19 protein-coding genes, 2 tRNA genes and 1 pseudogene are annotated in these 24,497 nt (G+C 64.8%); 1 reads left to right on the top strand and 21 read right to left on the bottom strand.

Annotation, left to right across the window (positions count from 1 at the left end; translation table 11 throughout):
- Positions 1 to 36: 36 nt before the first annotated feature.
- A complete protein-coding gene (locus tag MMF98_RS23140) occupies positions 37 to 723 on the bottom strand; it encodes a hypothetical protein (RefSeq protein WP_243309719.1) in 687 nt (228 codons plus the stop codon).
- Between the two features lie 231 nt (positions 724 to 954).
- On the bottom strand, positions 955 to 2,586 hold the full coding sequence (locus MMF98_RS23135) for a hypothetical protein (RefSeq protein WP_243309718.1): 1,632 nt from the start codon (positions 2,584 to 2,586) through the stop codon (positions 955 to 957).
- A 690-nt stretch (positions 2,587 to 3,276) separates the two neighbouring features.
- On the opposite strand from MMF98_RS23135, the pseudogene MMF98_RS23130 reads away from it, so the two are divergent.
- Positions 3,277 to 4,113 (top strand): annotated as a pseudogene (locus MMF98_RS23130) (DUF3363 domain-containing protein); the annotation flags it as partial.
- On the opposite strand, the gene MMF98_RS23825 reads toward MMF98_RS23130, so the two are convergent.
- The 19 genes from MMF98_RS23825 to MMF98_RS23035 all read right to left on the bottom strand — a co-directional run.
- Positions 4,009 to 4,431: an Arm DNA-binding domain-containing protein gene (locus MMF98_RS23825; protein WP_243309795.1), complete on the bottom strand. Its 423-nt coding sequence runs from the start codon at positions 4,429 to 4,431 to the stop codon at positions 4,009 to 4,011. The pseudogene MMF98_RS23130 and the gene MMF98_RS23825 overlap by 105 nt on opposite strands.
- A gap of 172 nt (positions 4,432 to 4,603) precedes the next feature.
- Positions 4,604 to 4,679: transfer RNA gene (locus MMF98_RS23120), tRNA-Phe, on the bottom strand.
- A 47-nt stretch (positions 4,680 to 4,726) separates the two neighbouring features.
- Positions 4,727 to 5,404, bottom strand: a complete 678-nt coding sequence (locus MMF98_RS23115) for a response regulator (protein WP_243309717.1) — start codon at positions 5,402 to 5,404, stop codon at positions 4,727 to 4,729.
- Between the two features lie 38 nt (positions 5,405 to 5,442).
- Positions 5,443 to 7,722 carry a sensor histidine kinase gene (locus tag MMF98_RS23110; protein WP_243309716.1) on the bottom strand — a complete coding sequence of 760 codons (2,280 nt, stop codon included), beginning with the start codon at positions 7,720 to 7,722 and terminating at the stop codon, positions 5,443 to 5,445.
- On the bottom strand, positions 7,719 to 8,345 hold the full coding sequence (locus tag MMF98_RS23105; RefSeq protein ID WP_243309715.1) for a DUF4390 domain-containing protein: 627 nt from the start codon (positions 8,343 to 8,345) through the stop codon (positions 7,719 to 7,721). The genes MMF98_RS23110 and MMF98_RS23105 overlap by 4 nt, the downstream gene beginning before the upstream one ends.
- Positions 8,311 to 9,693, bottom strand: a complete 1,383-nt coding sequence (gene rsmB, locus MMF98_RS23100) for a 16S rRNA (cytosine(967)-C(5))-methyltransferase RsmB (protein ID WP_243309714.1) — start codon at positions 9,691 to 9,693, stop codon at positions 8,311 to 8,313. Before rsmB ends, MMF98_RS23105 begins: the two co-directional genes overlap by 35 nt.
- 40 nt (positions 9,694 to 9,733) lie before the next feature.
- Entirely contained in the window at positions 9,734 to 11,008 is a 1,275-nt protein-coding gene (locus tag MMF98_RS23095) for an NAD(P)/FAD-dependent oxidoreductase (protein WP_243309713.1), read from the bottom strand.
- A 14-nt stretch (positions 11,009 to 11,022) separates the two neighbouring features.
- Positions 11,023 to 11,334, bottom strand: a complete 312-nt coding sequence (locus tag MMF98_RS23090) for a c-type cytochrome (protein WP_243309712.1) — start codon at positions 11,332 to 11,334, stop codon at positions 11,023 to 11,025.
- A gap of 119 nt (positions 11,335 to 11,453) precedes the next feature.
- Positions 11,454 to 12,020: a LemA family protein gene (locus MMF98_RS23085; RefSeq protein WP_243309711.1), complete on the bottom strand. Its 567-nt coding sequence runs from the start codon at positions 12,018 to 12,020 to the stop codon at positions 11,454 to 11,456.
- A 173-nt stretch (positions 12,021 to 12,193) separates the two neighbouring features.
- The gene (gene rpoC / locus MMF98_RS23080; RefSeq protein WP_243309710.1) at positions 12,194 to 16,405 is read right to left on the bottom strand and encodes a DNA-directed RNA polymerase subunit beta'; all 4,212 of its coding nucleotides are present in this window, start codon (positions 16,403 to 16,405) and stop codon (positions 12,194 to 12,196) included.
- A gap of 19 nt (positions 16,406 to 16,424) precedes the next feature.
- Complete coding sequence (rpoB, locus tag MMF98_RS23075; protein WP_243309709.1) at positions 16,425 to 20,537, bottom strand: DNA-directed RNA polymerase subunit beta; 4,113 nt, start codon at positions 20,535 to 20,537, stop codon at positions 16,425 to 16,427.
- Positions 20,538 to 20,792: 255 nt separating this feature from the next.
- On the bottom strand, positions 20,793 to 21,167 hold the full coding sequence (gene rplL, locus MMF98_RS23070; RefSeq protein WP_243309708.1) for a 50S ribosomal protein L7/L12: 375 nt from the start codon (positions 21,165 to 21,167) through the stop codon (positions 20,793 to 20,795).
- 38 nt (positions 21,168 to 21,205) lie between these two features.
- Positions 21,206 to 21,730: a 50S ribosomal protein L10 gene (gene rplJ, locus MMF98_RS23065; protein ID WP_243309707.1), complete on the bottom strand. Its 525-nt coding sequence runs from the start codon at positions 21,728 to 21,730 to the stop codon at positions 21,206 to 21,208.
- Between the two features lie 238 nt (positions 21,731 to 21,968).
- Complete coding sequence (rplA, locus tag MMF98_RS23060; protein ID WP_243309706.1) at positions 21,969 to 22,664, bottom strand: 50S ribosomal protein L1; 696 nt, start codon at positions 22,662 to 22,664, stop codon at positions 21,969 to 21,971.
- Positions 22,665 to 23,096 (bottom strand): 50S ribosomal protein L11, encoded by a 432-nt coding sequence (gene rplK / locus MMF98_RS23055; RefSeq protein ID WP_243309705.1) that lies wholly within the window; start codon positions 23,094 to 23,096, stop codon positions 22,665 to 22,667.
- A gap of 115 nt (positions 23,097 to 23,211) precedes the next feature.
- A complete protein-coding gene (gene nusG / locus MMF98_RS23050) occupies positions 23,212 to 23,799 on the bottom strand; it encodes a transcription termination/antitermination protein NusG (RefSeq protein ID WP_243309704.1) in 588 nt (195 codons plus the stop codon).
- On the bottom strand, positions 23,799 to 24,182 hold the full coding sequence (gene secE / locus MMF98_RS23045) for a preprotein translocase subunit SecE (RefSeq protein ID WP_243309703.1): 384 nt from the start codon (positions 24,180 to 24,182) through the stop codon (positions 23,799 to 23,801). The genes nusG and secE overlap by 1 nt, the downstream gene beginning before the upstream one ends.
- Before the next feature lie 99 nt (positions 24,183 to 24,281).
- Positions 24,282 to 24,357 (bottom strand) — tRNA-Trp (locus MMF98_RS23040).
- Positions 24,358 to 24,368: 11 nt separating this feature from the next.
- Positions 24,369 to 24,497, bottom strand: a 129-nt coding sequence (locus tag MMF98_RS23035; RefSeq protein WP_481000464.1) for an EF-Tu C-terminal domain-related protein, incomplete at its 5' end; no start/stop codon positions are given.

Below are 24,497 nucleotides of genomic sequence, written 5' to 3'. Positions count from 1 at the left end.
ACTATATTTATGAGCAAAAATGTGATAAACGGCTTCTTAGCGTTCATGGGTGCTGAGCACGCGCCGGAACCCCAGGCCAATTTGCTCAGTCCCGCGAACACATCGATCAAGGAAGGACACGACTTCGCGGCCGCCAGGCATGACGACAAGGTAGAACGCCCTTCCGTCTTGCGCTCCGGTGCCTGGAGCCCCGTCGATCCGTAGCGGGGCAAGCATCGGAATCGACCCGCCGTCCTCGCCCCTCAGCGTCATCTGCAAGCCGGCCTCAGCAGTAGATGCAAAAGAGACACTCCCAACCGCGCGCCGCAGTTGCAACGCCTCCACGTCGTAAACGAGTGCCCCTAGAGGTGCAAGCCATCTGTCACTGTCCAGCACACCTAGGAGTTGCACCATCTCGGTCGCGATCTCTGGAAGAGTGCTTGACAAATCAGGTAACGAATCCTCCAAGATCGACCGATGGTCTTGATTCGAATCATTGCGAGGTAGAGAGAAGCGGGAGCCTGAGGCCGCCTGCGACAATCCGCAACGAAGCGCGGTCTCGCCGACCAAAGCATCCAGGGCGCCGCCAAGCTGGACGAACGCGGTTTGAACAAGGGACCTCAGAGCGTCGGGCGCCGCCCCAGTGTGTAGGCTCTCTTCGTAACCCGGATCATGCGAAGCCAGGCGCTGGATGGTACGCCTTCCGTTCTCCACCAACGCTTCAAAACGATCGGTCGACGTCACAGGGATTCCTCCATGGTTGGTCCAAAAAATTCCGACGACTCGCTGTTCGAGCTCGGACTACGCAAGCCTACACGCTCAAAGGGGACGCGGTCATTTGAGAAGCCGCTGTGGAGGTCTTTCGCGACTCTCATAGTGACGTCTCCGAAGGGCAAGGGCGTCTCTCGTCTAGCGAATGATCGCACCTCTATGAGCTCATGTCCGGATAAGCCAACAGCCAAGTGGCCGTCGGCGCTAGCGGGAGCGTAGTAGCGTTCTGAGCACTCGCAAATCGGCCCGGCCGTCGGGCATCACGCGTAATCGGATTCGAGGGTCTCCGAGAAAGAGGAGCATCGGCCACGGCGGCCACGGGTCGAGATCAAACCAGATTGGCCAACCTCGCATCCACGACCGCCAAGACGAAGAGCCTGGCGTTGCGGGTTTCGACGCCCAGCCAAGATGAACTGCGTCATCTCCAACTCGCGCCGTCACCTTCCGAAGGGGCACCGGGCCACCATCCCCTGAGATCGGCCAGCCTGATGCCTCAAGCGCGAAGGACAGCAAGCGCGTGGCGATCGACGAAGCGTTCTCGACGGTGTCGACCGAGCCCTCTGTCCACCATGTTTCCGACATGAGGTGGAATTCGACAAAGTCGCCAAAACCTCGAACCGAAATCGAGTCCGCATCCCGGTCGTTCCGCCGAAGACGTGCGGACATCATGAACGACGCGGCGGGTTCTTGATCTTGGAGCATCGACCGCGTGATGTCATCCGCGCTTGTCTCCCGACTCGCCGGCTCCGCGAGGAGCGCAGGGGTCCACTCGAAGCCCGACTCCAGGTGATTCAAGTTCCCGAATTGCCCCGGGACCTCAACCTCGAAGCCTCGGCTCCTCATAGCATCCCGAAGGTAGGAGCCCCAGAAGCCACGCAGCACGTCTGCCTCGAGAATGTCGGTCCCGTCGAGCCATGCCGCCAGCGTTTCGACGAGGATGCCAACTGACGCCCGCACAGCCAGCAGATCATGCGCGGCGAGTGCCTGCGACCATCGCCGGTAGGCACGAAGCCATCGCATCGAGCCATCGGAGGCGGCGCCACCCAGCGAGAGCATGCCGGGAGCGTTTGGCATCGTTACCAGGGCGAAATGGCAGGATTTCGGCAAACACGACCAACAATCCCGGTTCGCCTGGCGGCACGCTGGCGGCGTCTTGTACTTCGGGTCGCTACGCAACTCGTTCATTCGACCGTCTACGGCAACGACGGCGGCCGCCACTCCTTTCCCCACCGGAAACGGCACGACAGTTCCGCCCTTCACCACAAGTGAGTGCTGCTGCGGCGTGAGTATTCCACCGACGAACGCAAGCTGCTGCAGTGCTTGCTCTCGGCGCCCTCGCACGGAAGAACACGGCTGCAGCCACGTCCAATGCTTCGTCGCATCCCGGAGGTGGACGAAGTCGAATGCTTCGGTCGACTTCACTTCAAGAGCAGCCAACCCGCTCGCGTCCTTGATGATGAAGTCGGGTTGCGGAAAGAGCGTTCCTTTGACTGCTTGTCCTGTCCCTGCACGCCACGACACAACGCGCACGACCTCCCGACCGGCCACGCTGTTCACGAGGAACGTGAGGACCTCGCCAAGATCGCCGAGCCGTGAACCGCCCATCCCTCGGGCTTTGGCTCTGTATCTTCCGCCGACGTATCGCTCGGCGTCCGCCGCAAGGCCCTCTGCATCGAGTTCGAGATCGTTGGCGATCAAGTTCAATGCGGCAGCGTCCACTTCGATCGCGATGGTCGTGGTCGCCGCGGCGAAGGCTTCGAGCCATGCCGATTGGTCCGACGCTTCTACAACTCCAAACAGCGGAACTTCAACCTGCTTAATTTCAAATATAGGCACGGACTCCTCAGCAGAATGGACGGATACGACTCCGTTGAACCAGCATTCTGAGCCATCGGCCGCCCGAGTCGCACTCAACAGATTGGCTCACTTTAGCCGTATCTGCGATCAAGGCCATTGAGCGTCCCGGCGTCTCGCCGGCGGGCTCTCGGGCTGCACCCCGCGCTTCGTGCCGAATCGCGGCCCATCCGGCTTTGATCCCTGACGCCTGCGGCCCCTTCGGGTCCTGCGCGCTACGCTTGCCCTCCGGGGGAAGGGCTGGTGAGCCCCTCCCCGCCGCTCTTCGTTTGGCACCCCTGCAAGTCCGCCGACCAGGCTGCACCTGATCGGCCTTCGCGCCTGGCGGAGCTGCGCGCTGCGCTTGCGTGGTGTCTGCGCCAACCACAGCCATTGCCCGTCAAGCCGTCTTTCCCGAATTCATCGCCTTTCTCGCGACTGTAGCCCGCGGCCGTGTGCCGTCAAGGCGCGCCGGGCCGTGTCCTCGCTGCGCTGCGGGCCGCCCCACCCCGGCGCTTATCTCCTTGACGGCCCCCGTCCACGGTCTTCTTTCGTCGCGGGCGATGAACTCAGGAAAGACGGTGGCAACGAGGCCGGCCCAGGTCTTTGCGCCGACCCCACAGGAAGTCCGAAGAGGGCTCTGAATCTAGGAATCCGGTGGGGTTTCTTCAACAGCCAACTTCACTAGGAGAAATGACATGCAACTCGCTTCCCGCTTCGCAGCAAACACAAACGGGCGGACCTGCCAGTGGCCGGGAAGATCTTGTGATCGCCCCCGACTACATAGCCCACGGCATGCGGCTGCGCGCAAGCGATATCGCCACCAAATGGCTGGGGCCACGCACCGAGGCGGAGTTCCGTCAGAGCCTGCTGCGGGAGGTCGACCAGCAGCGGCTCACCGGCTTGGATCGGGCGCTGATCCGGCAAGCCGATCTCGATGGCATCGACCTGACGGGCAACCCGCAAGACCGACAGCGTCAGAACGCGCTGCGGGCGCGGCTGCAGCGGCTCGAAGGCATGGGCCTAGCCGAGAGGACGAACACGAACCGCTGGAAGTTCCAGCCTGGGATGGCGGCCACACTCGACGCCATCGGCCAGCGCTTGGATGCGCTGGAAACCGTGCGCCGTGCGCTCAAGGGCCAGCGGCGGGAATGCGTGGTCGATGAGCGGCCGACCTCCCCCGTCATCTGTCGGATTGCGGGCAAGGGCCTGGCCGACGAGCTACACGACCGTGGCTACCTGGTGGTCGATGGCATCGACGGACGGGCGCACTACCTCAAGCTCCCCGTCGGCGCCGACCTCGCAGAGCTGCCCATACACGGCATCATTGAGGCGAGGCCCTCAGGCCAGGAAAGGCCGGTTGACCGTCACATCGCTGCCATCGCGCAAGACGGCCTCTACAAGACCGTGGACCATCTGGCGCAACTAAAGCACGCCAACGACCGCGACCCACAGTCCGCTGTCGATGCGCACGTGCGCCGGCTCGAAGCGCTGCGCCGCGCCGGCATCGTGGAGCGCATCGCGGATGGAATCTGGAAGGTGCCGCCGGACTTGATGCAGAAAGCCCGAACGAATGACATGCAGAAGAATTTTGGATTGGTGGCGTACGTCGATCCCGGCGGCAAGCTTGCCGGCTTCAATTCGCGCCTTGGTGCGTGCTTCAGCCAGCGACACCGTCGGATAGGCGCCGAGGCTGAGCTTTACCTCGTCAGTGCTGCTCCGATAGCGGAAGGCCCATGCCTTGCCGGTGGGTCGCACGCGAAGGTAGAGGCCCTCCCCATCAGCCAGTAAATATTCCTTGTCGCGCGGCTTCGCGGACTTGATCTTCAGGTCGTTGAGACGTCCCATGGTGGTACCCAGAAAATGACTGTTGATGAAACACAGTCTGGGGTACCAGCGTGGGTACACGCAAATGCAGGACTTTGTGGGATTTGGCGAGACCATCTGAGCCGCCTTTTCAGGCTAAGTCCTTGATTTGCAAGGACCTTGGGCTTCAGTGGAATCGCTTGAGACGGGAATTTGGTGGCCTGGGGCGGAATCGAACCACCGACACGCGGATTTTCAATCCGCTGCTCTACCAACTGAGCTACCGGGCCAGAGCCATTGATTATAGCAGGCTCTGAGGGTCTGTTGAATCAGCCCGTCAGGCCATGCTGCGTTTGCCGCGCGACAGGTCCACGCCCAACTGCTTGAGCTTGCGGTAGAGATGGGTGCGCTCCAGGCCCGTTTTCTCGGCCACACGGGTCATGGAGCCGCCTTCCTTGGCCAAGTGGAATTCGAAATAGGCTTTCTCGAACTCGTCGCGCGCGTCGCGCAACGGCTTGTCGAGCTCGAACGACTGGTGCGGCTGCGGGCCCATGTCCATCACGGGCGGCAGGCTCTGGCCCGCGGTCATCGCGGCCTCCACCGTCAACTCGGCCATGGCCACCGGCACCAGCGCCTGCGGCTTGCGCGTGCCGTTGCGCGTCAGGCCCTGCTCCACAGCCTTGAGCAGCTTCTGCAACGTGATGGGTTTTTCCAGGAACGACTGCGCGCCGATCTTGGTGGCCTCCACGGCGGTGTCGATGGTGGCGTGGCCGCTCATCATGATCACGGGCATGGTCAGAAAGCCGGTGGTGGACCATTCCTTGAGCAAGGTCACGCCATCGGTGTCGGGCATCCAGATGTCGAGCAGCACGAGGTCGGGCCGGGCCCGGTTGCGCGCGGCGCGCGCCTGGCTGGCATTCTCGGCCAGCTCGACGTTGTGGCCTTCGTCATTCAGGATTTCCGACAGCAGGTCACGGATGCCCAGCTCATCGTCGACCACCAAGATGTTTGCCATGATTGACCGCTTTTCCCTTGCCCGATTGCTCGATGTTGTTAAGTTGCAACTGCGAATGATAGCGACACTTGCGCGCCGTGTACGACACCCTCTGTTACACGATTGGCAAGGTCGATACGGGCGCCATGCTCGTCGGCGATTTTCTTGACCACGGCCAGCCCGAGGCCGGTGCCCTTGGCCTTGGTGGTGACATAGGGCTCGAAGGCGCGCTTGAGGATGTGCTCGGGGAAACCGGTGCCGTTGTCGAGCACGGTCAGGCGCACCCGCTGGGTCGATTCGCTCCAGTGCGTGCGCAGGGTCACGCGGGCCTGCTCGCCCCGCTTGCCGGCGCTCTCGCTCGCGTCCTGCGCGTTCTGCAGCAGGTTGTGCACCACCTGCCGCAGCTGCTGGCTGTCGCCCAGGATGCGCGGGCAGCGCGCGTCGAGCTCCAGGTGCACGGGCTGCAGCGGCGGCGTCTCGCCCTCATGGTGGCCGTACAGGTGCAGCACGTCATGGATCAGCGCATTCAGGTCCACCGCCTTGAGTTCGGCCGCGGGCAGGCGCGCGTAGTCGCGAAACTCATTGACCAGCCGCTTCATGGCATCCACCTGGTCGACGATGGTCTTGACCGACTTGGTCAGCACGGCCTGCTCGGGTTCGCCCACCTTGCCGCTGAGTTTCATTTCCAGCCGCTCGGCCGAGAGCTGGATCGGGGTCAGCGGGTTCTTGATTTCATGCGCGAGGCGGCGCGCCACTTCGCCCCAGGCCTGCGCGCGCTGGGCCGAGACGATTTCGGAGATGTCGTCAAACACCAGCAGCCGCGCCGCGCCCGGCAGCTCGGCCCCGCGCGCCACCAGCGTGATGGCGTTCTGCGGCAGGTGGGGCTGCGCCGCATTGAGCTCGAACGATTGCTGCCAGTGGTCCAGCCCATGCTGGGCGCGCTCGCTGAGGAAGGCGTCGAACTGGGCCTGCACGCTGTGCGCGAAGTTCTCCAGCCCCGCCATGTCGGCCAGGGGCCGGCCCTCCCAGGCGGCCAGCGGCGCGCGCAGGATGCGCGTGGCGCCGGGGTTGGAGGACTGGATCACGCCCTGCGCGTCGAGCACGATCACGCCGGCCGTGAGGTTGTCCAGGATGGTCTGCAGGTTGGACCGCGCCGCATTGACCTGCTCCATGCTTTGCTCCACCTCGGCGCGGGCGTCGGCCAGTTGCTGCGTCATGTCGGCAAACGAGCGCGTGAGGCCGCCGAGCTCGTCCTTGCCCTGCAGCACGGCCTTCGGCGACAGGTTGCCGGCCGCCACCTCGCGCACGCCCTCGGCCAGCACCAGCAGCGGCCGCGCCAGCTGGTTGCCCAGCAGCACGGCCAGCAGCACGGCGCCGAACACCGCGAGGAACAGGCTGAGCGTGAGCGTGCCGATGTACATGCGGCGCAGGCCTTCGCGCGCCAGCGCGCGTTCCTGGTACTCGCGGTTGGCCTCCTGCACCGCGATGGCGTTGGCCACCAAGGTGGGCGGCAGGGCCTGCGTCACCTGCAGGAAGCGCGGTTCGGACAACAAGCCCAGGCGGCCGGTCGGCGCCAGCGCCAGCGCCTTGATGCGCGCGTTGCTGATGGCCCCAAGGCCGGAATCCTCCAGCCCCTCCACCTGCGCCACGGCGCGCTGGCTGCGCACGTTGCGCAGCTGCTGCACGGTCGGCCGCTCGGGATTGAGCTGGAAGCGCGACTCGCCGGCGCTGGCGATCAGCTGGCCCGACGGGCTCCAGAGGATCACGTCGTTGGCGTTCAATTGGTCGCGGATCCGCTCCAGCACCACGCCGGCGGAGGCGTCGGGCGCATCGGCCAGCTGGTTGGTGGCGGCCCGGGTCTTGTTGGCCAAGTCGTTGGCCAGCGTGTCGAGCGTGGCGCGGCCCAGGCTCAGGCCGGCATCGAGCGCGCCCTCGACCTTGACGTCGAACCAGCTTTCGATGGAACGCGAGACGAACTGGTAGGACACCACATAGATCAGCACGCCGGGCACCAGCCCGACCAGCGCAAAGATGGCCGCCAGCTTGACCAGCAGCCGGCTGCCGAACTTGCCGCGGCGCAGGCGCAGCGCCAGCCGCAGCGCGATCCAGCCGATCACCAGCAGCAGCAGCGCGGCCACCACCACGTTGACCACGAACAGGCGCGTGTAGTTGCGCTCGTACAGCTCGCGGTTGTTGGTGGCCTGGGTCAGCAGGAACAGGAGCACCAGGCCGATGGCGACCATGGAGGCTGCCCCGATGCCGACAGCCCAGCGCAAGGCGCGCGAACGCTGCAGCGAGAAGCGCTCGGCCCCCTCGGGCCGGGCCGGCAGCGGATTCACTTGGCGCTCTCCGCGGTCAGGCGCTGGTTGCGGCTGGCGGAGATGCTCCAGTCGGACTGGCCGACCGCGCCGATCTGGAAGGGGCGCGGCAGCTGGGAGACATCGAGCTTGAAGCGAAAATCTGCGTTGTAGCGCGCATCGGCGTCGACTTCGGAGGCATCTGCAATCTTCCAGCGAGAGATCCGCTGAATCGCAGCCAGGGCATCGGCCAGCGAATCGAAGTTCTGGTTGAAGGTGACGCCCAGGCCCGCATTGCCGATCGGGCCGGGCGACACGTTCAGGCGCCAGCGCCGGGTCAGCGGCTGGTAGGCCAGGCGCATGTGGCGCGATGCGAGCGTCACCTTTTTGTCATACCAGTACCAGCGATCGCGGAACAACTCGGCCTCGGCCACGAAGTACATGGGAATGCCCTTGAGCAGCGCATCCTCGACGATGGCGGACAGCTCGAACCGGATCGCGGCCGACAGGAACACACCTTCCTCGGTGCGCTCCAATTGCAGCTGCGAGACCTCGGCCGCCCCGGCCTCGGCGCGCGCGGCGGCCGGCAGCAGCAGCGCGGTGCAGACGCACCACAGCAGCAGCAGCCGCTCAAGCCCGGTCTTGATCCTGGCGCCGCGGTGCATGTTTTTCCAGCAGGGCGTAAAAAAAACCGTCGTGATCACCTTGGGGATTGTCCGGGACAGCACCGCCGTTTGCCCCCGTCTGGGGCATTAAATGGCCCGGCGAAGGCCGCAAAACGGCGTCGGTGTTGTGCGCAACAAACGTTTGGATCTGGTCGTCCCCTTCGGCCTTGAACACCGAACAGGTGCAGTACAGCAGACGTCCGCCGGCCTTCAGCAAGGGCCAGAGGGTCGCCAGCAGGGCAGCCTGGATCGCGGCCAACTGCGCGATGTCGCTCTCGCGGCGCAGCCAGCGCACGTCCGGATGGCGGCGCACGATGCCCGACGCCGTGCACGGCGCATCGAGCAGGATGGCGTCGAATGGCTGGCCGTCCCACCAGGCCTGCGGCCGGCCCGCATCGGCCGCCACCACGTTCGCCGACAGGCCCAGGCGCTGCAGGTTCTGGTGGATGCGCTCGCAGCGCACGGGGTCGATGTCCAGCGCCGTCACCTGCGCATCGGCCAGCTCCAGCAGGTGCGCCGTCTTGCCGCCCGGCGCGGCGCAGGCATCGAGAATGCGCAGCGGCCCGGCCCCCGCCAACCCTTGCAGCAGCAGGGGCGCGGCCTGTTGCGCGGCACCGTCCTGCACCGACACCACGCCCTCGCCGAACCCCGGGATGTCATGCACCGGCCGCGCCTGGACCAATGTCACGCCCCAGTCGCCGGCTGGCGTTGCTACGATATTCATAGCATCCAATGACCGCAGGTACTGGACTACGCCGGATTTTCTTGCATTCACCCGCAAACTCATGGGTGCCTGCGAGTTGTTGGCCCGCAAAATGTCCTGCCAATGCGCCGGATGGTCCCGCCGCAGCCGCTCGATCCACCACCGGGGGTGGTTCCAGACGGCCACCGGGTCGCGGTCGGTGGCCGCCACCAGCGCCTCGCGCTCGCGCAGGAAGCGGCGCAGGCAGGCGTTGAGAAAGCTGGCCTGGGCCCGCGTGGCCGGGCTGCGCTTGGCGGCTTCCACGGCCTGGTCCACCAGCGTGAAGGCTTCGTAGGGCGCCTCCGCCTCCCGCCAGCCCAGCGCCAGCGCCGTGCACAGCAAGGCATCTACCTGGGGCGGGGGGGCGCGCCTGGCCAACTGCCGGCGCAAGGCTTCGGCCCGGCCCAGCTGACGCAGCACATGGAATACCAAGGCCTGGGCGCCCGGGCGCAGGCCCGGGTCCACGTCGTTCAAGGCGGCGGTACCGGAAGCGCCGGCGCGGATGGCGGCCAGCACGGAGGCGGCCGCCTGGAGCTGGCGCCACAGCGGAATCAAGGAAGACGAGGCACCCGCTTCACGAACAGGGCGGACGGCGGGTTCGGTCATGCCGCCATTGTGGCATCCAACCCCCGGCCGCCCGAGCCGCTCACGTCAGCGTGTCGGCCCAGATGTTCTGCGCCCAGTTGAGGGCATAGACCCCTTCGAGCTCGGTCGGGCCGGGGCTCAGGCCACCCGAGCCGGCCACGGTCTTGAAGGTCTTCTCGGCCGCCACGTACTCGTGCACGCTGGCCACGTGGACCACGCTGCGGTTGTCCACGAAGCTGTAGCAGGTGTTGGCCAGCATGGGCGCGGGATTGACTTCCCAGCCGCTGAGCTGCGCCACGATGGCCGCCGCCGCCACCTTGCCGTGGTTGTTGGCCATGTGGCCGCTCTTGGGCATGCCGGGGGCGATCTGGATCGAGTCGCCGAGCACGTGCACGTCCCGGGCGGCGGTGGACTCGAAAGTCAGGTAGTTCACGCCGCACCAGCTCTTGTTGGCCTGGTTGTTGAGGCCCGCCTGCACCGCGATGGCCCCGGCGCGCATCGACGGCAGCGCGTTGATGACATTGGCCTTCAGGTCGTCCTGGATGTCGAACTTGATCAGCCCGGCCTTGGCGTCCACCGCCACGGCCTTGTGCTGGGCCCGGTACTCGATGATGCCCGCGTACTGCTCAGCCCAGACCTTCTTGAACAGCGGCCCTTTGGAGGTGACGTCCTGATTGGCATCGAGAATGATCACCTTGCTGCGCGGCTTGGCGTTCTTGAAGTACCAGGCCACCTGGCAAGCCCGCTCGTAGGGGCCGGGCGGGCAGCGGTACGGCGCTTCGGGAATGGTGATGGCGTAGACGCCGCCGTCGGGCATGGCCTGGAGCTGCTTGCGCAGCGCCTCGGTTTCCGGCCCGGCCTTCCAGGCCTGCAGGATCTGGCCCGAGGCGTTGGCCGCCTGCAGGCCCTCGATGCTGCCGAACAGCAGCTCGACGCCGGGCGAGACCACGAGCTTGTCGTAGCCGATGACCGGGCCGCCGGCCAGGGTGACGGTCTTCTTCGCGGTGTCGATCGCACTGGCGCGGTCCCTCACGACCGTGATGCCATGGTTCTTCGACAGTCCGCTGTAGGGCGTGGTGATGTCGGCCATCTGCTTGCTGCCGCCCAGCACCAGGTTGGACAGCGGGCAGGACACGAAGGCCTCGTCGGGCTCGATCAGCACCACGTCGATCTTGTGGTCCGACAGCAGGCGCACGTACTTGGCGGCGGTGGCGCCGCCGTAGCCCCCGCCGATCACGACGACCTTGGCGCGCGAGGGAATGGAGGTAGTGGCGCAGCCCACGAGGCCCAGCAGGCTCAGGGCGGCGGAAGACTGGAGGAATGAGCGTCGTTGCATGATGGAAGCCCCTCTCACTTGGCCTGCGCCGCGAAATAGCCGGCGATCTGGTCGATCTGCGCATCGCTGTAGCCCTTGCTGAGCTGATGCATGATGGTGGCGGGGCGCGCGCCGCTCTTGAAGGCCTTGAGCTGGGCCACGAGGTAGCTCTTCTGCAGGCCCGCCAGCGACACCACGCTCGACCCCTCCACTGCGCGGCCATTGGTGCCATGGCAGTTGGCGCAGGTGGCCGCCAGGCTCTTGAGGTACAGCGCTTCCTTGTCCTGCGCCATCGCCGGCAGGCCGGCAGCCAGCATCAGCGCGCCGGCGATCCATTTGGGTGACATGTCGATCTCCTGTGGGTCTGGGGGTTCAGCGGACCGCCGTTTCTGGATGTGTTGTCGTGGCGGGCGACACGTAGTATCCACGAGCCCCGCCGGCTGGCAACCAATTTCTGGCCATGTGCTTATGCGGCCCCGAGCCCGCGCGCCGCCTGGAAGCCAAACAGCCAGGCCAGCAGCACGGCGGGAAACTGCCTGATCGCTTCGTTGTAGCGGGCGACCGTCTGATCGAAGCCACCGGCCGCGGCGCGGGTGTGCGTGCCCAGCTGCTGCCACTCGGCCTGCAGGGTATCGGGCACGGCCGCGCCGGCCAGGTCGTGGGCCTCGTTGCGCAGCCGCTGCCAGGCCATGGCCAGCACATCCTGCGCGGCAGCCAGCGCCGCCACGGCCTGCGCATCCAGCGGCTTGGCACGCACGGCCGCCAGCGATGCGTCGAACTGCGCGGCCGCCCCTTGCAGGCCGGCCCTCAGGGCGGTCGCGGCATCGACCGGCTCGCCGGGCTGGGCCGGCCCGGCCGCCTCCGCGGTGGGCAGGCAGGCCTGCGCCAGCGCCACCTGCTGGCGCAGCTGGGCATCGAGTGCGGTGAAGGCCTGCAGGGCTTCACCGCGCAGCCGCACCAGGCGGTTGTAGGCTCCGACCGACCAGAACAGCAGCACGGCCAGTGCGCCCCACAGCGTCAGGGTCCAGGACATCAGCCGCCGCTCCCGCGGCGAAATGGAATGCATGCCATGCCGCGATTATGGCCATTCGCCCGCGCGGGCGTCCCGCCGGCGGTTGGTGCCAGAAATCACGGTGTTTGCCCATAAAAAACGCCCCAGGTCCGCGTCACGCGGACCTGGGGCGCTATGGCTTTGATAGCAACCGGTTATTCGGTTGCCGCGCCCTCGCTGGCCTCGGTCGAGGCACCGGCCAGTTCGGCGGCTTCGGCCTCGGCGATGGCGCGGCGCTCGGCCTCGTCCATCTGGTCCTTGGCCTTGCGGGCCTGGTGGTAGGCCATGCCGGTGCCCGCGGGAATCAGGCGGCCGACGATGACGTTTTCCTTCAGGCCGCGCAGCTCGTCGCGCTTGCCCATGATGGCGGCTTCGGTCAGCACGCGCGTCGTTTCCTGGAAGGATGCCGCGGAGATGAACGAGTCGGTCGACAGCGAAGCCTTGGTGATGCCCAGCAGCAGGTTGCTGTAGGTCGCCGGCAGCTTGTTGTCGGCGCGCAGGGCGTCGTTGGTGTCCAGCATCTCGGAGCGCTCGATCTGCTCGCCCGCGATGTAGCTGGACTCGCCCGGGTTCTCGACCACGACGCGGCGCAGCATCTGGCGAACGATCACCTCGATGTGCTTGTCGTTGATCTTCACGCCCTGGAGGCGGTAGACGTCCTGCACTTCATCGACGATGTAGCGCGAGAGTTCCTCGATGCCCAGCAGGCGCAGGATGTCCTGCGGATCGGCCGGGCCGTCCACCACGGACTCGCCCTTGTTGACCACCTGGCCTTCGTGCACCAGGATGTTCTTTTCCTTGGGCACGAGCTCTTCCCAGACCTTGCCTTCCGGGTCGGTGATCTGCAGGCGGATCTTGCCCTTGGTCTCCTTGCCGAACGACACCGTGCCGGTCATCTCGGCCAGCACGCCCTTGTCCTTGGGCGAACGGGCTTCGAACAGCTCGGCCACGCGCGGCAGACCGCCCGTGATGTCGCGCGTCTTCTGGCCTTCGACCGGGATGCGGGCCAGCACTTCGCCGGGGCCCACGTCCTGGCCGTCGCGCACCTGGATCAGCGCGCCGACCTGGAAGCCGATCGTCACCGAGTGGTCGGTGCCGGGGATCTTCACTTCGTTGCCGGACGCATCGATCAGCTTGACCTGCGGACGCACCACCTTGGCCGAGCCGCGGCGCTTCGGGTCGATCACCACCAGCGTGGACAGGCCGGTCACTTCGTCGACCTGCTTGGCCACCGTGAGGCCCTCTTCCACGTTCTCGAACTTCACCTGGCCGGCGAATTCCGTGATGATGGGTCGCGTCAGCGGGTCCCAGTTGGCGAGGATGGTGCCGGCCTTGATGGTCTGGTCGGCCTTCACAGTCAGCGTGGCGCCATACGGCACCTTGTGGCGCTCGCGCTCGCGGCCGTGCTCGTCATGGATGACGATTTCGCCGGAACGCGCGATCACCACGAGCTCGCCCTTGCTGTTGGTCACGTAGCGCATCGTGGCGTTGAAGCCGATGATGCCGTTGGACTTGGCTTCCACGCTGGAGGCGATGGCAGCGCGCGAGGCGGCGCCGCCGATGTGGAAGGTCCGCATCGTGAGCTGCGTGCCGGGTTCGCCGATCGACTGCGCGGCGATCACGCCGACCGCCTCGCCGCCGTTGACCAGGCCGCCGCGGCCGAGGTCGCGGCCATAGCACTTGGCGCAGATGCCGAAGCGGGTTTCGCAGGTCAGCGCGGTGCGGACCTTGACTTCGTCGACGCCGGCGGTTTCCAGCTCCTCGATGATGTCTTCGTCCAGCATCTCGCCGGCCTTGAGCAGCACCGAACGGTTCTCGGGATGCAGCACGTCGTCGGCCGCGGTACGGCCCAGGATGCGGTCGCGCAGCGATTCGATGACTTCACCGCCCTCGACGATGGCGCGCATCAGCGAGCCTTCGTGCGTGCCGCAATCGGTCTCGGTCACGACCAGGTCCTGCGTCACATCGACCAGGCGGCGCGTCAGGTAACCTGAGTTGGCCGTCTTCAGCGCCGTGTCCGCCAAGCCCTTACGAGCACCGTGGGTGGAGATGAAGTACTGCAGCACGTTCAGGCCTTCACGGAAGTTGGCCGTGATGGGCGTCTCGATGATGGAGCCGTCAGGCTTGGCCATCAGGCCCCGCATGCCGGCCAGCTGGCGGATCTGCGCGGCGGAACCGCGGGCGCCCGAGTCGGCCATCATGTAGATGGAGTTGAAGGACTCCTGGTCCACTTCCTTGCCGTGGCGGTCGGTGGTCTTCTGCTTGGCCAGCTGGGCCATCATGACCTTGGAGACTTCGTCGCCGGCCTTGCCCCAGATGTCCACCACCTTGTTGTAGCGCTCGCCGGAGGTCACGAGACCGGACACGTACTGCTGTTCGATCTCCTTCACTTCCTTCTCGGCGCGCTCGATGATGCCGTGCTTTTCCTTGGGCACCAGCATGTCGTCGATGGCAATCGAGATGCCGGCCTTGGTGGCCAGGCGGAAGCCGTTCTGCAGCAGCTTGTCGGCGAACACCACCGTCTCTTTCAGGCCGCACTTGCGGAACGAGACGTTGATGAGCTTGGAGATTTCCTTCTTCTTCAGCGCCTTGTTGATGTTGGCAAAAGGCAGGCCCTTGGGCAGGATCTCGGACAGCAGCGCGCGGCCGGCCGTGGTTTCCCACAGCTTGGTCGACGGCACGAACTCGCCCGTGTCCTTGTCCTTGGTCCACTCGGTCAGGCGCACGTTGATCTTGGCGGTGAGCTCCACTTCGCCCGCGTCGAACGCGCGCTGCACTTCACCGGTGTCGGAGAAGATCAGGCCCTCGCCCTTGCCGTTGATGCGCTCGCGGGTCGTGTAGTACAAGCCCAGCACCACGTCCTGCGACGGCACGATGGACGGTTCGCCCGAGGCCGGGAACAGCACGTTGTTGGAGGCCAGCATCAAGGTGCGGGCTTCCATCTGCGCTTCCACCGACAGCGGCACGTGCACAGCCATCTGGTCACCGTCGAAGTCGGCGTTGAAGGCCGCGCAGACCAGCGGATGCAGCTGGATCGCCTTGCCTTCGATCAGGATCGGCTCGAAGGCCTGGATGCCCAGGCGGTGCAGCGTCGGCGCCCGGTTCAGCATCACCGGGTGTTCCTTGATTACTTCCTCAAGGATGTCCCACACCACCGGCGTGCCGGATTCGACTTCCTTCTTGGCAGCCTTGATCGTCGTCGCGATGCCCATGGCTTCGAGGCGCGAGAAGATGAAGGGCTTGAACAGCTCCAGCGCCATCAGCTTCGGCAGGCCGCACTGGTGCAGCTTGAGCGTCGGGCCCACGGTAATGACCGAACGGCCCGAGTAGTCGACGCGCTTGCCCAGCAAGTTCTGGCGGAAGCGGCCGCTCTTGCCCTTGATCATGTCGGCCAGCGACTTGAGCGCGCGCTTGTTGGCGCCCGTCATGGCCTTGCCACGGCGGCCGTTGTCCAGCAAGCTGTCCACGGCTTCCTGCAGCATCCGCTTCTCGTTGCGCGCGATGATTTCCGGCGCCTTGAGCTCCAGCAGACGCCGCAGACGGCTGTTGCGGTTGATGACGCGGCGGTACAGGTCGTTCAGGTCGGAGGTCGCGAAGCGGCCGCCGTCCAGCGGCACCAGCGGACGCAGGTCCGGCGGCAGCACGGGCAGCACGTCCAGCACCATCCACTGGGGCTTGATGCCGGACTTCTTGAAGGCTTCCAGCACCTTCAGGCGCTTGGCATTCTTCTTGACCTTGACTTCGGAGCCGGTCAGGTCGCCGCGCAGGCGCTCGATCGACAGGTCGATGTCGATGGATTCGAGCAGGTCCTTGATGCCTTCGGCGCCCATCTTGGCGGTGAACTCGTCGCCGTATTCCTTGCGCTTGGCGTCATAGTCGTCCTCGGACATGATGCCGAACTTCTTCAGCGGGGTCATGCCGGGATCGGTGACCACATAGGCTTCGAAGTACAGCACGCGCTCGATGTCGCGCAGCGTCATGTCGAGCACCAGGCCCAGGCGCGACGGCAGCGACTTCAGGAACCAGATGTGGGCGCAGGGCGCGGCCAGGTCGATGTGGCCCATGCGCTCGCGGCGCACCTTGGTCTGCGTGACTTCAACGCCGCACTTCTCGCAGATCACGCCGCGGTGCTTGAGGCGCTTGTACTTGCCGCACAGGCATTCGTAGTCCTTGATGGGACCGAAGATCTTCGCGCAGAACAGGCCGTCACGCTCGGGCTTGAAGGTGCGGTAGTTGATGGTTTCCGGCTTCTTGACTTCGCCGAAAGACCACGAACGGATCTTCTCGGGCGACGCCATGCCGATGCGGATGGCATCGAAATGCTCATCCGGCGTGAATTGCTTGAACAGGTCGAGTAAAGACTTCATAAGACTCTTTCCCTTTCAATTAAGAACGTTCGAGTTCGATGTCCAGGCCCAAGGAACGGATTTCCTTGACCAGCACATTGAACGATTCCGGCATGCCGGCGTCGATGGCGTGTTCGCCCTTGACGATGGACTCGTACACCTTGGTACGACCCTGCACGTCGTCGGACTTCACGGTGAGCATTTCCTGTAGCGTGTAGGCGGCGCCGTAGGCTTCCAGCGCCCACACTTCCATCTCGCCGAAACGCTGGCCGCCGAACTGCGCCTTGCCGCCCAGCGGCTGCTGCGTGACCAGCGAGTACGGGCCGGTCGAGCGCGCGTGCATCTTGTCGTCCACCAGGTGGTGCAGCTTGAGCACGTGCATGTAGCCAACCGTCGTGGGACGCTCGAACGCATCGCCCGTGCGGCCGTCATACAGATGGGCCTGGGTGCGCGTGGCGGTCAGGCCCTTGGCCTTGGCGATCTCGTCCGGGAAGGCCAGCTTGAGCATGCCGCGGATTTCCTCTTCCGAGGCACCGTCGAACACCGGGGTGGCGAACGGCACGCCGGTGGACAGGTTGCCCGCCATTTCCAGCACCTGGTCGTCGGACAGCTGCGACAGCTCTTCCTTGCGGCCCGAGCCGTTGTAGATCTGCTCCATGAACTTGCGCAGCTCGGCCACCTTGGCCTCCTGCTGCAGCATGTCGCCGATGCGCTGGCCGATGCCCTTGGCGGCCCAGCCCAGGTGCACTTCGAGCACCTGGCCCACGTTCATGCGCGAAGGCACGCCCAGCGGGTTGAGCACGATGTCGCACGGCGTGCCGTCGGCCATGTAGGGCATGTCTTCGACCGGAACGATCTTGGACACCACGCCCTTGTTGCCGTGGCGGCCGGCCATCTTGTCTCCAGGCTGCAGGCGGCGCTTGACGGCCAGGTAGACCTTGACCATCTTGAGCACGCCCGCGGGCAGCTCGTCGCCTTGCGTGAGCTTCTTGCGCTTTTCCTCAAAAGCCAGGTCGAAGCTGTGGCGCGTCTGCTCCAGCGAGTTCTTGATGGATTCGAGCTGCGAAGCCACTTCCTCATCGGCCGGACGGATGTCGAACCAGTGGAACTTCTCCACCGACGACAGGTAGACCTTGTCGAGCTTGGTGCCTTTGGCCAGCTTGTTCGGGCCGCCGTTGGCAACCTTGCCGGTCAGCAGCTTCTCGATCCGGTCGAACGCGTCGGCTTCGACGATGCGAAGCTGGTCGTTCAGGTCGAGGCGGAAGCGCTTGAGCTCGTCGTCGATGATCTGCTGGGCGCGCTTGTCGCGCTGGATGCCTTCACGCGTGAACACCTGCACGTCGATCACGGTGCCTTGCGAGCCCTGGTCCACGCGCAGCGAGGTGTCCTTCACGTCGGACGCCTTCTCGCCGAAGATCGCCCGCAGCAGCTTCTCTTCGGGGGTGAGCGTGGTCTCGCCCTTGGGCGTGACCTTGCCGACCAGCGTATCGCCAGGCTGCACTTCAGCGCCGACGTAGATGATGCCGGACTCGTCCAGGCGGTTGAGCTGCTGCTCGCTCAGGTTCGGGATATCGCGCGTGATTTCCTCGGCACCGAGCTTGGTGTCGCGCGCCATCACCACCAGTTCCTCGATGTGGATCGAGGTGTAGCGGTCGTCGGCCACGACGCGTTCGCTGATCAGGATCGAATCCTCGAAGTTGTAGCCATTCCAGGGCATGAACGCCACCAGCATGTTCTGGCCCAGGGCCAGCTCGCCGATGTCGGTCGAGGCGCCGTCGGCCACCACGTCGCCCTTGGCGATCTTGTCGCCGCGCTTGACGATGGGGCGCTGGTGGATGTTGGTGTTCTGGTTCGAACGCTGATACTTGATCAGGTTGTAGATGTCGACGCCGACTTCGCCCGCCTGGGCTTCGTCGTCGTTCACACGCACCACGATGCGGGTGGCGTCCACGTAGTCCACCACGCCGCCGCGCATGGCGGTGACCACGGTGCCGGAGTCGACCGCGGACACGCGCTCGATGCCGGTGCCGACGAAGGCCTTCTCGGGGCGCAGCACCGGCACGGCCTGGCGCTGCATGTTGGCGCCCATCAGTGCGCGGTTCGCGTCATCGTGCTCGAGGAACGGCACGAGCGAGGCGGCCACGGAGACGATCTGCGCGGGCGACACGTCCATGTACTGGATGCGGTCGGCGCCGACCAGGATCGATTCGCCCTTTTCACGCGCGGAGACCAGTTCGCCGGTCAGCTTGCCGTCCTTGTCGAGCACGGCGTTGGCCTGCGCGATCACGTACTTGCCTTCCTCGATGGCCGACAGGTAGTCGATGTCCATCGTGACCTTGCCATCGACCACGCGGCGGTACGGCGTCTCGATGAAACCGTATTCGTTCAGGCGGGCGTACAGGGCCAGCGAGTTGATCAGGCCGATGTTCGGGCCTTCCGGCGTTTCGATCGGGCAGACGCGGCCGTAGTGGGTGACGTGCACGTCGCGCACTTCGAAGCCGGCACGCTCGCGCGTCAGGCCGCCCGGGCCCAGGGCCGAGACGCGGCGCTTGTGCGTGATCTCGGACAGCGGGTTGGTCTGGTCCATGAACTGCGACAGCTGCGAGGCGCCGAAGAACTCCTTGAGCGCCGCGGAAATCGGCTTGGAGTTGATCAGGTCGTGCGGCATCAGCGGCTCTTGCTCGGCCTGGCCCAGACGTTCCTTCACGGCCTTCTCGATGCGAGCGAGGCCGGCGCGGTACTGGTTCTCGGCCAGTTCGCCGACGCAGCGCACGCGGCGGTTGCCCAGGTGGTCGATATCGTCGACTTCGCCGTTGCCGTTGCGCAGGTCCACCAGGATCTTGACCACGGCCAGGATGTCCTCGTTGGTCAGCACCATCGGGCCGGTGGATTCGTCGCGGCCGACCTTGGCGTTGAACTTCATGCGGCCGACGCGCGACAGGTCGTAGGTGTCGGGGTTGTAGAACAGGCGCTGGAACAGGGCCTGCACGGCGTCTTCGGTCGGCGGCTCGCCGGGGCGCATCATGCGGTAGATGGCCACGCGCGCGGCGAACTCGTCCACCGTCTCGTCGATGCGCAGGGTCTGCGACATGTACGCGCCCTGGTCGAGTTCGTTGGTGTAGATGACCTGCAGGTCCTGGATGCCGGCGGCGCGCAGCTTCTTGAGCAGCGCTTCGGTCAGCTCGTCATTGGCCTTGGCGATGATCTCGCCGGTGTCGCCGTCAACGATGTTGCGCGCGACCACGCGGCCGACCAGGAAGTCTTCCGGCACGCTGATGTGCGTGGTGTTGGAGGTTTCCAGCTCGCGCGTGTGGCGCGCGGTGATGCGCTTGTCCTTGGCGACGACGACCTTGCCCGACTTGTCGGTGATGTCAAAGCGTGCGACTTCGCCGCGCAGGCGCTCGGAGACGAACTCCATCTGCGCGCCGCTGTCCATCAGGCGGAAATTGTCGTTGACGAAGAAGTTCGCCAGGATCGATTCCGGGTTCAGGCCGATGGCCTTCAGCAGGATCGTGACCGGCATCTTGCGGCGGCGGTCGACGCGGAAGTACAGGATGTCCTTGGGATCGAACTCGAAGTCGAGCCAGGAACCGCGGTAGGGAATGATGCGCGCAGAGAACAACAGCTTGCCCGAGCTGTGGGTCTTGCCCTTGTCGTGCTCGAAGAACACGCCCGGCGAACGGTGCAGCTGCGACACGATCACGCGCTCGGTGCCGTTGATGATGAAGGAACCCTTGTCGGTCATCAGGGGCACTTCGCCCATGTAGACCTCCTGCTCCTTCACTTCCTTGACCACCTTGGACTGCGAGGTCGAGGATTCGCGGTCATAGATGATGAGCTGCACCTTGGCACGCACGGCCGAGGCGAAGGTCAGGCCGCGGGTCTGGCATTCGCGCACGTCGAAGGCCGGCTTGGCCAGGTTGTACTCGACGAACTTCATCTCGACGAAACCGTTGTGCGAGACGATGGGGAAAGCCGCGTCAAAAGCGGCTTGCAGACCTTCAATGGTGCGTTTTTGCGGGGCTGCATCGGCTTGCAGGAACGCGGTGTAGGCGTCCTTTTGCATCTGCAGCAGGTAGGGAACATCCAGCACGCTGTCGCGGCTGCCGAAACTTTTGCGGATCCGCTTGCGTTCGGTATAAGAGTAGGCCATGAGATCTCCGGGCTTGAGGTCTTTGGCGACTGTCGCGTTGAGCACCTACATCAGTCTCAGCGCACTTGGCGGGTTGGCCACTACCAACCATGGCGGACGGCCGTGCATTGCACACGGCCCGAACCAAGGCATCTTCTGCAGTCGGGGTCAGAAGACACTAAAAAACAGCGTTGGCAACGTTGCTTTTTGGTGCGCTCTGTAAGCACCAAAGGCTGGAGGCCCTTTCGAGCACTCCAGCCTTGGACAAGAGTCGACTTACTTGAGTTCGACCTTGGCGCCGGCGTCTTCCAGCTTTTTCTTGGCGGCTTCGGCGTCAGCCTTGGCGATGGCTTCCTTGACAGGCTTCGGAGCGCCGTCCACCAGGTCCTTGGCTTCCTTGAGGCCCAGGCCGGTGATTTCGCGCACGGCCTTGATGACCGACACCTTGTTGGCGCCGGCTTCGAGCAGCACCACGTTGAATTCGGTCTTCTCTTCAGCGGCCGGAGCAGCGGCGCCGCCGCCGGCTGCGGGGGCTGCCATGGCGGCTGCGCTCACGCCAAACTTCTCTTCGATGGCTTTCACCAGGTCGTTGAGTTCCAGGACCGTCATGCTGTCGAGCGCGGTCAGAAATGCGTCTTTATCGAATGCCATTTTGATTTCCTAACAATATTGGTTGAACTGCCGCGCCCTCAGGCGGCGGCTGCCTCGGCTGCCGGTTCGGCAGCGCCTTCGCCTCGTTTCGCCGCCAGCGCGCCCAGCACCACGGCCGTACGCGAAATGGGCGACATCAGCAAGCCACACAGCTGGGCCAGCAACACTTCCTTGGAAGGAATGTTGGCCAGTTGCTTCACGCCATTGACGTCCAGGGCCTTGCCGCCGAATGCACCGCCGCGAATCACCAGCTTGTCGTTGGTTTTCGCGAAATCGGCCACCACTTTGGCAGCGGCCACGGCATCGACGGAGAAGCCATAGATCAGCGGGCCGGTCATCTGGTCGGCGACGATGTCAAACGCGCTTCCGGCGACAGCACGGCGAGCCAGGCTGTTTTTCAACACGCTCAGGTTCACGCCCTTGCTGCGCGCTTCGGAACGCAGTTTGGTCATGTCAGCGACCGTGATGCCGCGGTATTCCGCCATCACCAGCGTTTGAGCTTGAGCGGCGAGGCCCGTCACTTCTTCAATGACGGCTTGTTTCTCACTGCGATTCAGACTCAAGGTCTACTCCTTCAAAATGTGCCGTCGGGTTTGCACCTTCCGGCACGCCTCATTGCAGCGACCAACTGTTCAGAAACTTCTCAATTCCATCTGCAGCGGGATCGCCATCTGCGTTGGCTTTCACTGATTAAGTGCAAGCAGCTTGCACGCCAACGGTCTTGGATGGCTCACGTCGATCTGGCGATCGGCCGTGACCCACCACACAGGCCGCCCTTTTGGACGGCCTGGATTCCTGCGATCACGCCGAGATGGTTTGCGTGTCCACGCGGACACCCACGCCCATGGTCGACGAAACCGCCACCTTCCTCAGGTACACACCCTTGCTCGAAGCCGGCTTGGCCTTGTTCAGCGCCTCGATCAGCGCCGCCAGGTTGCCCTGCAGCTTGTCGTTGTCGAACGAGCGGCGGCCGATCGTGCCATGCACGATGCCGGCCTTGTCGACGCGGAACTGCACCTGGCCGGCCTTGGCGTTCTTCACGGCCGTGGCGACGTCGGGCGTCACGGTGCCGACCTTGGGGTTGGGCATCAGGCCGCGCGGGCCCAGGATCTGGCCCAGCGTACCGACCACGCGCATGGCGTCGGGCGCGGCGATCACCACGTCGAACGGCATGTCGCCGGCCTTGACCTGGGCAGCCAGGTCGTCCATGCCGACGATGTCGGCGCCGGCGGCCTTGGCTTCTTCAGCCTTGGCGCCCTGGGCGAACACGGCCACGCGCTTGGTCTTGCCGATGCCGTTGGGCATCACCACGGCGCCGCGAACCACCTGGTCCGACTTCTTGGCATCGATGCCGAGCTGCACAGCCACGTCGATGGATTCATCGAACTTGGCCGTGGCCGCTTCCTTGACGATGCTCAGGGCATCGGCCAGGGGATACAGCTTGTTGCTGTCGACCTTGCCTTGCAGGGCCTTTTGTTTCTTGGTGAGCTGGGTCATTTACACACCCTCCACATTCACGCCCATGGAACGGGCAGAGCCGGCGATGGTACGGACGGCGGCGTTCAGGTCGGCGGCCGTCATGTCCTTCATCTTGGTCTTGGCGATTTCCTCGAGCTGGGCGCGCGTGATCTTGCCAACCTTGTCGCTGTGCGGCTTGGCCGAACCCTTGTCCAGCTTGATGGCCTTCTTGATCAGGACCGTCGCGGGCGGCGTCTTGATCACGAAGGTGAAGCTCTTGTCCGCGAACGCCGTGATCACCACGGGCAGCGGCAGACCGGGCTCGACGCCCTGGGTCTGGGCGTTGAACGCCTTGCAGAACTCCATGATGTTCAGGCCACGCTGACCCAGCGCCGGACCGATCGGGGGGGACGGATTGGCCTTGCCTGCTGGCACTTGCAGCTTGACAAAACCGACGATTTTCTTCGCCATGCTTGACTCCTTGCGGGTACGAACGCTTCAGACCTTGCCGAAGCTCCCCGGGGTTAACGACTCTTGAACAACGTTCGCGCCGAGTCGAAAAAGCGCGAACCCAGATTCGGCAGACTCAGGTCTTCTCGACCTGGCTGAACTCCAGCTCCACGGGCGTGGCTCGACCAAAGATCGTGACCGACACGCGGACCTTGCTTTTTTCGTAGTTGACTTCTTCGACCGTGCCGTTGAAGTCGGTGAACGGGCCTTCCTTGACGCGCACGAACTCGCCCACCACGAACTCTACCTTGTGGCGCGGCTTGTCGGTGCCTTCCTGCATCTGGCTGACGATCTTCTGCACGTCCTCTTCCGAGATCGGCGCCGGGCGGTTCTTGGCCCCGCCCACGAAGCCCGTCACCTTGTTGGTGTGCTTCACCAGGTGCCAGGTCTCGTCGTCCATCACCATTTCCACCAGCACATAGCCGGGGAAGAAGCGGCGCTCGGTGGTCTTGCGCTGGCCGTTCTTCATCTCGACCACTTCTTCGGTGGGCACCATGATGCGGCCGAACTTGTGCTGCATGCCCGCGCGGTTGATGCGCTCGATGATGTTGCGCTCGACCGCCTTCTCCATGCCCGAATAGGCATGCACCACGTACCAGCGCAGGTCCGGATTGGCGGGCGTGCCGGGAACGGAATCCACCGCGGAGGTCTCGACTTCGCTCATTATTTCTTCCATCCCAGAATCACGTCGTAGAACAGCCATTCCAGCGTCTTGTCGGTGAGCCAGAGGAACAGCGCCATGACCACCACGAAGGCGAACACATAGGCCGTCATCTGGATGGCTTCCTTGCGGGTCGGCCAGACCACCTTCTTGACTTCGCGCCAGGCATCGCGGCCGAAGGCCACGAATTCCTTGCCCGGCTCGGCCGTCACGAACACGACGACCGCCGCGCCCAGGCCCACCAGCAGGGCGCCCCACTGCGCGACCGGACCCTGCTTGCCCAGCAGGTAAAACGCCACCAGCGCCGCGATCACCAGGACCACGGCCACAGCCAGCTTCGCCTTGTCGGCGCCGGTACTGACGGTTTCTACTTGTGAAGTGGCCATAACTACCAAATTTCCTGTAACTTCTTCGCGCCTTCTCTAGACGCATAAGCCCGCCAGGAGCCTGGCGGGCTTTTGGGCAACCGATCCCCCTGGATCAGGTGGCAGGGGCAGTAGGAATCGAACCTACAACCTTCGGTTTTGGAGACCGACGCTCTGCCAATTGAGCTATACCCCTTCAGCTCTCAATCACTCCATGATCTTGGCGACGACGCCGGCGCCCACGGTCTTGCCACCTTCGCGGATGGCAAAGCGCAGGCCTTCTTCCATGGCGATGGGGGCGATCAGCTTGACGGTGATCGTCACGTTGTCGCCAGG

The sequence above is a fragment of the Variovorax terrae genome (assembly GCF_022809125.1).
GTDB classification, from domain to species: Bacteria; Pseudomonadota; Gammaproteobacteria; order Burkholderiales; family Burkholderiaceae_C; genus Variovorax_A; species Variovorax_A terrae.
The sequence above is the reverse complement of the archived record's forward strand: the minus strand, read 5'-3'. Positions and strand labels throughout refer to the sequence as shown.

Coding starts and splice junctions, on each gene's coding strand:
- secE (WP_243309703.1), bottom strand. CDS start 24,182: ATGGCCACTTCACAAGTAGAAACCGTCAGTACCGGCGCCGACAAGGCG.
- rpoB (WP_243309709.1), bottom strand. CDS start 20,537: ATGGCCTACTCTTATACCGAACGCAAGCGGATCCGCAAAAGTTTCGGC.
- rplA (WP_243309706.1), bottom strand. CDS start 22,664: ATGACCCAGCTCACCAAGAAACAAAAGGCCCTGCAAGGCAAGGTCGAC.
- MMF98_RS23085 (WP_243309711.1), bottom strand. CDS start 12,020: ATGTCCTGGACCCTGACGCTGTGGGGCGCACTGGCCGTGCTGCTGTTC.
- rpoC (WP_243309710.1), bottom strand. CDS start 16,405: ATGAAGTCTTTACTCGACCTGTTCAAGCAATTCACGCCGGATGAGCAT.
- nusG (WP_243309704.1), bottom strand. CDS start 23,799: ATGAGCGAAGTCGAGACCTCCGCGGTGGATTCCGTTCCCGGCACGCCC.
- MMF98_RS23115 (WP_243309717.1), bottom strand. CDS start 5,404: ATGGCAAACATCTTGGTGGTCGACGATGAGCTGGGCATCCGTGACCTG.
- MMF98_RS23090 (WP_243309712.1), bottom strand. CDS start 11,334: ATGTCACCCAAATGGATCGCCGGCGCGCTGATGCTGGCTGCCGGCCTG.
- rplK (WP_243309705.1), bottom strand. CDS start 23,096: ATGGCGAAGAAAATCGTCGGTTTTGTCAAGCTGCAAGTGCCAGCAGGC.
- MMF98_RS23825 (WP_243309795.1), bottom strand. CDS start 4,431: ATGGGACGTCTCAACGACCTGAAGATCAAGTCCGCGAAGCCGCGCGAC.
- MMF98_RS23105 (WP_243309715.1), bottom strand. CDS start 8,345: ATGCACCGCGGCGCCAGGATCAAGACCGGGCTTGAGCGGCTGCTGCTG.
- rplL (WP_243309708.1), bottom strand. CDS start 21,167: ATGGCATTCGATAAAGACGCATTTCTGACCGCGCTCGACAGCATGACG.
- rsmB (WP_243309714.1), bottom strand. CDS start 9,693: ATGACCGAACCCGCCGTCCGCCCTGTTCGTGAAGCGGGTGCCTCGTCT.
- MMF98_RS23095 (WP_243309713.1), bottom strand. CDS start 11,008: ATGCAACGACGCTCATTCCTCCAGTCTTCCGCCGCCCTGAGCCTGCTG.